Raw genomic sequence first — 6,117 nt, 5'->3', positions numbered from 1 at the left:
CACGATGGAGCTGCGTTTGCCGGAATATCGGCGTCATGCACTGAACCTGTGGGAGTCAGCTTGCTGGCGAATGCGCTGGGTCAGGCGAAGTTGATCGCCCAAGCGGTCCCCACTCGCAAGCAAGCTCGCTCCCACGATGGAGCTGCGTTTGCCGGAATATCGGCGTCATGCACTGAACCTGTGGGAGTCAGCTTGCTGGCGAATGCGCTGGGTCAGGCGAAGTTGATTGCTCAGGCGGTCCCCATTCGCGAGCAAGCTCGCTCCCACGATGGAGCTGTGTTTGCCGGAATGTCGGCGTCATGCACTGAACATGTGGGAGTTAGCTTGCTGGCGAATGCGCTGGGTCAGGCGAAGTTGATTGCTCAGGCGGTCCCCATTCGCGAGCAAGCTCGCTCCCACCATGGAGCTGCGTTTGCCGGAATATCGGCGTCATGCACTGAACCTGTGGGAGTCAGCTTGCTGGCGAATGCGCTGGGTCAGGCGAAGTTGATTGCTCAGGCGGTCCCCATTCGCGAGCAAGCTCGCCCCCACGATGGAGCTGCGTTTGCCGGAATATCGGCGTCATGCACTGAACATGTGGGAGTCAGCTTGCTGGCGAATGCGCTGGGTCAGGCGAAGTTGATCGCCCAAGCGGTCCCCACTCGCAAGCAAGCTCGTACACAGGGGAAAATTAGCGAAGTCGTTATGAACTAGGTACTAAAACCTCACTTCGCCAAATACCGCATCCCTTCCTCCAGTCCGCGCAACGTCAGCGGGTACATCTGATCTTCGATCAAGTCGCGCACGATGTTGGTGGAGGTGGTGTAGGCCCAGGCGTCTTTGGGGTACGGGTTAATCCAGATGATTTTCTTGAACTTGGCCATGAACCGCTGCATCCAGACGTAGCCCGCTTCTTCGTTCCAGTGCTCGACGCTGCCGCCCGGTTGGGTGATTTCGTAGGGCGCCATGGCGGCGTCGCCGATGAAGATTACTTTGTAGTCGGCGCCGTATTTATGCAGCAGGTCCTGGGTGGCGGTGCGCTCGGAGGTGCGGCGCTGGTTGTTCTTCCACACCGATTCGTAGACGAAGTTATGGAAGTAGAAATACTCCATGTGCTTGAACTCGGTCTTGCAGGCTGAAAACAGTTCTTCGCAGATCTTCACGTGCGCGTCCATCGAGCCGCCGATGTCGAACAGCAGCAACAGCTTGATGGTGTTGCGACGTTCCGGGCGCATCTGGATGTTCAGCAGGCCGGCGTCACGGGCGGTGTGATCGATGGTGCCGTCGATGTCCAGCTCGTCCGCCGCACCCTGGCGCGCGAACTTGCGCAGGCGCCGCAGGGCCACTTTGATGTTGCGCGTGCCCAGTTCAACGCCGTCGTCGAGGTTCTTGTACTCGCGTTGATCCCAAACCTTCGCTGCCTTGCCCTGACGCTGGCCGGCGTCGCCCACCCGAATCCCTTCTGGGTTGTAACCGCCTGAGCCAAACGGGCTGGTGCCGCCGGTGCCGATCCATTTGTTGCCGCCGGCGTGGCGCTCCTTTTGCTCTTCCAGACGCTTCTTGAATTCTTCGATCAGCTTGTCCAGGCCACCCAGGGACTGGATCTGCGCGCGCTCTTCAGCGGTCAGCGAGCGCTCGAACTCCTTGCGCAGCCAGTCCTCGGGGATCAGTGCCTGCAGGTGATCGTCGAGCTTTTCCAGGCCATTGAAGTAAGCGCCAAACGCCCGGTCGAACTTGTCGAAATGGCGCTCGTCCTTCACCAGAATCGTGCGCGACAGGTAATAGAACTCGTCCATGTCAGCGAACGTCACGCGCTGCTTCAGCGCGTTGATGAGGTCGAGCAGTTCACGTAACGAAACTGGCACTTTGGCCGCACGCATTTCGTTGAACAGGTTGAGCAACATAGTCGGCGTCCCGCGCTTGATCTAATTAAGCTTGACCAAAAAGGCTCAGCGATTGCCGCGACGGCTCATGAATGCCAGGCGTTCGAGCAGGTGCACGTCCTGCTCGTTCTTGACCAGCGCACCGGCCAGCGGCGGGATGGCTTTGGTGGGGTCGCGCTCGCGCAGTACCGCTTCGCCGATGTTGTCGGCCATCAGCAATTTGAGCCAGTCCACCAGCTCGGAGGTCGAGGGTTTTTTCTTCAGGCCCGGGACTTTGCGCACGTCGAAGAACACGTCCAGCGCCTCGCTGACCAGGTCCTTTTTGATGTCCGGGTAATGCACGTCGACGATCTTCTGCAGGGTGCTGCGATCGGGAAACGCGATGTAGTGAAAGAAGCAGCGGCGCAGAAACGCGTCCGGCAGCTCTTTCTCGTTGTTGGACGTAATGATGATGATCGGGCGCTTTTTGGCCTTGATCGTTTCGTCGATCTCGTTAACGTAGAACTCCATTTTGTCGAGTTCTTGCAGCAAGTCGTTGGGGAACTCGATGTCTGCCTTGTCGATCTCGTCGATCAACAGAATCACCCGCTCTTCGGATTCGAAGGCTTCCCAGAGCTTGCCCTTCTTCAGGTAGTTGCGCACGTCGTGGACTTTGTCGACGCCCAGCTGCGAGTCGCGCAGGCGGCTGACCGCATCGTACTCGTAGAGCCCCTGATGGGCCTTGGTGGTCGATTTGATGTGCCAGGTGATCAGCCGCGCGCCGAAGGATTCGGCCAGTTGCTCGGCGAGCATGGTCTTGCCGGTGCCGGGCTCACCCTTGACCAGCAGCGGGCGCTCCAGGGTGATGGCGGCATTGACCGCAAGCTTCAGATCGTCGGTGGCGACGTAGGCATGGGTGCCTTCGAATTTCATCGGGAAAATCCTCGAACAGCGCGAACAGGCCTGTGGCCTGAATCGCGCAAGATAGGGCGCAATGAGTGCAGCGACTATACCGCGCACCCCGCGCCACTGTGAATGCAGACGCTTTATTCAGTACCTGAATGGGGCGTCACGGCCTGACCGGCTAAAATTTGTAACGGTCGTTGAGGTATCGCCAAAATAGCGATACCTTCCTGCGCATGTCGACCAAATACAGATTCAGGGACAAATACAGGATTCAACTGCGGGAAAAGGATCACCTGCCGCCCCACGTGCACCTCACCGGTGGCGGGCTGGATGTGTTGATCTGTCTGCAGTTGGTTGAACCCATGCTCGGCCACGCCCCGGCCGCCGTCCTCAGGGAGGCGCTCGAATGGGTAAGGACCCACCAAACAGAATTGCTGGAGGAATGGAAACGATGGCATCCATGAAACGTCCACGCCTCAAAACCGTAGAGGCGTTGGCTCATCAACAATTGGCGCTGACATTTATCAACGACGTGAAATACGTCCTCGACCTGAGCGGCGACATCACTGCATTTCCAGGGCTGCAACCGCTCAAGGATCCGAACGTGTTCAAGCAGGCTCAGATCGGCGACGACGGCTGGACCGTCGAGTGGGCCGAGCCCGACATCCAGATCGGCGCCGATACTCTTTATCTGGACGCCAAGGCGCAGGCCGCCACCGACGAAAACACGCGGATCTTCATCGGCTGGCGCGCGCGCACCGGCTTGCCGCTTGCCTTGGCGGCCGAAGCGCTGGGCGTGAGCACGCGCAGCATCACCCGCTACACCAACGGCAGCGAGGCCGCACCGCGCACGTTGGCGCTGGCGTGCCTGGGATGGGATGCGTTGCAGAATCAGGCAGAGAACGGCGTGTTGCTGGCGGAAAAGCATGCGGCCTATGGCGTTGATAAACCGAGCGGGGAAGGTGAGGCGTGAGCCAGGCACGCAATGGCGTTATTTCAGCCATTACGTATCGCTGAAATAACGCTTCGCGAGCAAGCTCGCTCCCACATTGACCGCGTTTGTTGCGTCACAACCCGGCATCGACAAGACGGGTAGCCTCTCACACACGACTTACCGAGCGACAGGCTTACTTCGCCTCGCTCTTGCCACTGTCATAGCGGGTGTTGAACGCTTTTATGAACGCATTGCGCAGGATCTGCAAAAACGCCTCGAACGCATTGATGTCCTGTTTGTGAACACTGCCGCTGAGTTCGACGCGGGTGGCAAACTGATTTTTCCCTTGGTTCTTGAGCACCGTTTCGCTGCCGCCGACCACGGCTTCCCAGATCGAGCGGAAGAAGCCTTTGTTCTGATTCTCGACGTCCTGTTGCCAGTCGAATACATCGACGTTACGCAGCAGGGGCTTTATGTAGCCGCTGAGCTGGCCATTGGTGGCCTGCGCTTCGACGACCACATCGCCGTCCCCCGCGTTGAAGTCGAATTTGCCGTACGCCGAGGCGAAGTCGTTCAGGCGCTTGAGCTGAATACCGGTCGCGCGCAGCTTGAAGTCAAAGTCCTCCAGGCTGAACGGGTCGAAGGTTGCGGTGCTTTCCAGCGGCGCGTGCCCCAGCAGCATGGCCTTGCCCTCGAAGCGGGCATCACGCTTGCCGGCCTTGTCTTCGACGTTGGTCAGGTTATAGATGCTGGCGTTGATGTTATCGGCATCGATTTTCACTTTCGGCGTCGAGTTGAAATTGCTGAAGGTAATCTTGCCGTCCTGAATGCGCAGCTCGTTGAGGGTGATCGGCAGCAGCTTGTCCAGCTGGGCGCGCCAGTCTGTGCCCGCACCGGTCTGGGACTGGCGCTTGTCCGGGCCGCCGTCGACGAAGTTGAGTTCGGGGCTGACGAACGCGACCTCGGCGACCACAGCATGGTCGTACCAGAGCGAATGCCAGCTGACCGCGAGGTCGATGACCGGTGCATCCAGCAGCGGCACCGGGACCTTGCCGTCGACCTTGACGATTTTCAGACCGTTGATCCGGTACGCCCCGCGCCACAGGGCCAGGTCCACGTCGGTAACCTGGCCGCGGTAGTCGCCCATGTCTGCCAGCTTGTCATTGAGATAATTGCGCACCACGTAGGGCAGCGCGATATGCACCGCGATGAGCAGCACCACCAGGCCAACAATTGTCCATAACGGCCAGCTGTAACGACGTTTCATGCTTCCACCCTCCAGTCACGTAGTTTTGTTGACTGCTGGCGATGTGATCGGTTCGCTTCGACTGGACGTTGCACCGGCTCAAGGCATAGGCTTTGAGCTTTTCCAAACCTGCACAAGGACCCGGTCATGAGCCGTATTTACGCAGATAACGCCCATTCCATCGGCAACACGCCACTGGTGCAGATCAACCGAATCGCGCCGCGCGGGGTCACCATCCTGGCCAAGATCGAGGGGCGTAATCCGGGGTATTCCGTCAAGTGCCGGATCGGCGCGAACATGATCTGGGACGCCGAAAGCAGCGGCAGACTCAAGCCCGGCATGACCATCGTCGAACCCACGTCAGGCAATACCGGCATCGGCCTGGCATTTGTCGCCGCAGCCCGTGGTTACAAACTGACCCTGACCATGCCGGCCTCCATGAGTATAGAGCGGCGCAAGGTGCTCAAGGCCCTGGGTGCCGAACTGGTCCTGACCGAGCCGGCGCTGGGTATGAAAGGCTCCATCGCCAAAGCCGAGGAGCTGCTTGCCAGTGATCCCGACACCTACTTCATGCCGGCGCAGTTCGAGAACCCGGCCAACCCGGCCATTCACGAGAAGACCACCGGGCCGGAAATCTGGAACGACACCGACGGCGCCATCGACGTGCTGGTCGCGGGCGTCGGCACCGGCGGCACGATCACCGGCGTCTCGCGCTACATCAAGCACGCCATGGGCAAGCCGATCATTTCTGTGGCGGTAGAACCCATGGGCTCGCCGATCATCACCCAGGCAATGGCCGGTGAAGAGATCAAACCCAGCCCCCACAAGATTCAGGGCATTGGCGCGGGCTTCATCCCGAAAAACCTCGATCTCTCGATTGTCGACCGCGTCGAACTGGTCAGTGATGAAGAGGCCAAGGCCATGGCCCTGCGTCTGATGCAGGAGGAGGGGATTCTCTGCGGTATTTCTTGCGGCGCGGCCATGCACGCAGCGGTGCGCCTGGCCGAGAAGCCGGAAATGCAGGGCAAGACGATCGTGGTGGTGCTGCCGGATTCGGGTGAACGTTACCTGTCGAGCATGCTCTTCAGCGACCTGTTTACTGAACGCGAGCTGACCCAATAGTCGTGTCCGCGGCCGCTTCGGCTTTTTACCCGGCGGACTAAAGCTTATGATGGCCGCCATTCGAAGCC

The 6,117-nt window shown here is 59.5% G+C and carries 7 protein-coding genes; 4 read left to right on the top strand and 3 right to left on the bottom strand.

The window, feature by feature from the left end:
* Positions 1-693 (top strand): hypothetical protein (locus AC0Z8Z_RS10875; protein ID WP_485619096.1); only part of this gene is annotated, 693 nt, incomplete at its 5' end.
* 11 nt (positions 694-704) lie between these two features.
* Here the strand turns inward: AC0Z8Z_RS10875 and AC0Z8Z_RS10870 are convergent.
* Together AC0Z8Z_RS10870 and AC0Z8Z_RS10865 are read right to left on the bottom strand one after the other, a co-directional pair.
* Positions 705-1,883 (bottom strand): vWA domain-containing protein, encoded by a 1,179-nt coding sequence (locus AC0Z8Z_RS10870; protein ID WP_122537461.1) that lies wholly within the window; start codon positions 1,881-1,883, stop codon positions 705-707.
* A 45-nt stretch (positions 1,884-1,928) separates the two neighbouring features.
* Positions 1,929-2,774, bottom strand: a complete 846-nt coding sequence (locus AC0Z8Z_RS10865) for an AAA family ATPase (RefSeq protein ID WP_485619095.1) — start codon at positions 2,772-2,774, stop codon at positions 1,929-1,931.
* A 206-nt stretch (positions 2,775-2,980) separates the two neighbouring features.
* Here AC0Z8Z_RS10865 and AC0Z8Z_RS10860 point away from each other — a divergent pair, with 206 nt between their 5' ends.
* Both AC0Z8Z_RS10860 and AC0Z8Z_RS10855 read left to right on the top strand, forming a co-directional pair.
* The gene (locus AC0Z8Z_RS10860) at positions 2,981-3,211 is read left to right on the top strand and encodes a DUF4160 domain-containing protein (protein WP_205484518.1); all 231 of its coding nucleotides are present in this window, start codon (positions 2,981-2,983) and stop codon (positions 3,209-3,211) included.
* A complete protein-coding gene (locus tag AC0Z8Z_RS10855; RefSeq protein ID WP_485619094.1) occupies positions 3,208-3,720 on the top strand; it encodes a DUF2442 domain-containing protein in 513 nt (170 codons plus the stop codon). The genes AC0Z8Z_RS10860 and AC0Z8Z_RS10855 overlap by 4 nt, the downstream gene beginning before the upstream one ends.
* 154 nt (positions 3,721-3,874) lie before the next feature.
* On the opposite strand, the gene AC0Z8Z_RS10850 is transcribed toward AC0Z8Z_RS10855, so the two are convergent.
* Positions 3,875-4,948 (bottom strand): DUF748 domain-containing protein, encoded by a 1,074-nt coding sequence (locus tag AC0Z8Z_RS10850; RefSeq protein ID WP_485619093.1) that lies wholly within the window; start codon positions 4,946-4,948, stop codon positions 3,875-3,877.
* A gap of 126 nt (positions 4,949-5,074) precedes the next feature.
* Here AC0Z8Z_RS10850 and cysK point away from each other — a divergent pair, with 126 nt between their 5' ends.
* Positions 5,075-6,049: a cysteine synthase A gene (gene cysK / locus AC0Z8Z_RS10845; RefSeq protein WP_172611117.1), complete on the top strand. Its 975-nt coding sequence runs from the start codon at positions 5,075-5,077 to the stop codon at positions 6,047-6,049.
* The last annotated feature ends 68 nt before the right edge of the window (positions 6,050-6,117 follow it).

Source organism: Pseudomonas sp. 1L-C-7-B-C1 (assembly GCF_057291635.1).
Note: the sequence above shows the minus strand (reverse complement) of the source record. Positions and strands in the feature narration are given on the sequence as shown.

Bases quoted from the DNA above. Each gene is read 5' to 3' on its own strand.
- AC0Z8Z_RS10870 (WP_122537461.1), bottom strand. From the start codon at position 1,883: ATGTTGCTCAACCTGTTCAACGAAATGCGTGCGGCCAAAGTGCCAGTT.
- AC0Z8Z_RS10865 (WP_485619095.1), bottom strand. From the start codon at position 2,774: ATGAAATTCGAAGGCACCCATGCCTACGTCGCCACCGACGATCTGAAG.
- AC0Z8Z_RS10860 (WP_205484518.1), top strand. From the start codon at position 2,981: ATGTCGACCAAATACAGATTCAGGGACAAATACAGGATTCAACTGCGG.
- AC0Z8Z_RS10855 (WP_485619094.1), top strand. From the start codon at position 3,208: ATGAAACGTCCACGCCTCAAAACCGTAGAGGCGTTGGCTCATCAACAA.
- AC0Z8Z_RS10850 (WP_485619093.1), bottom strand. From the start codon at position 4,948: ATGAAACGTCGTTACAGCTGGCCGTTATGGACAATTGTTGGCCTGGTG.
- cysK (WP_172611117.1), top strand. From the start codon at position 5,075: ATGAGCCGTATTTACGCAGATAACGCCCATTCCATCGGCAACACGCCA.